Annotated in this window: 1 protein-coding gene; it reads left to right on the top strand. The window is 65.0% G+C overall.

The genetic code is table 11. The features are described 5' to 3' along the window. Positions 1-209: 209 nt before the first annotated feature. Positions 210-674: IS110 family transposase (locus tag SAS01S_RS22015; protein WP_245657077.1), on the top strand; the 465-nt coding region annotated here is incomplete at its 3' end.

The raw sequence follows: 674 nt of genomic DNA, 5'->3' as shown, positions 1-674 counted from the left end.
CCCTCACCCTTGTATCTGGACGATGTGCTGATTGTCCGGTTGGAAGCGATGGAACACCGGGGTGGGCGGCCGCCCACCCCGGTGTTCCGGCGATGTCGCCCGATCACCCTCTGGCAGCAACCGTGCGGGAGCCAGGGATCATCGCCGCAGTCACGTACAACCGAACAGTCGCTTGATCCGCAGTCGTACAGACAAGGCAGGTTACCGTGATGACGATCTTTTGTGGAGTGGACGTATCCAAGTCGTGGCTCGATGCCTGGATCGAGCCGGCCGGCCATCAACGCTTTGCCAACACCGCCGAAGGTGTTGCCGAGCTTGGGGCCTGGTGTCGCGCCCATCATGCGGCGCTGGTGGTGATGGAGGCCAGCGGCGGTCTCGAGCAGCCCGCCCTGTGGCAGGCGGGCCAGCCCTGCGCCATCGCCAATGCCCGGTCGGTCCGCAAGTTCGCCGAAGCGATGGGGTATCTGGAAAAGACCGACCGTATCGACGCGATGATGATCGCGCGCTTCGCCGACGCCAAGCGCATGGTGGCGACGCCCCCGCCATCCGCCGATCAGCAGCACCTCGTCGCCCTGGCCACAAGGCTGCGCCAGATCACGGCCGATCTCGGTGTGCAAAAGCAGCGTCTGCACAGCGTCCGCAACTCCTTCGCGCAACAAAGCATCCAGGAGGCG

Source organism: Sphingomonas asaccharolytica NBRC 15499 (assembly GCF_001598355.1).
GTDB lineage: Bacteria > Pseudomonadota > Alphaproteobacteria > Sphingomonadales > Sphingomonadaceae > Sphingomonas > Sphingomonas asaccharolytica.
This window is presented reverse-complemented; position numbering and strand designations above follow the sequence as displayed.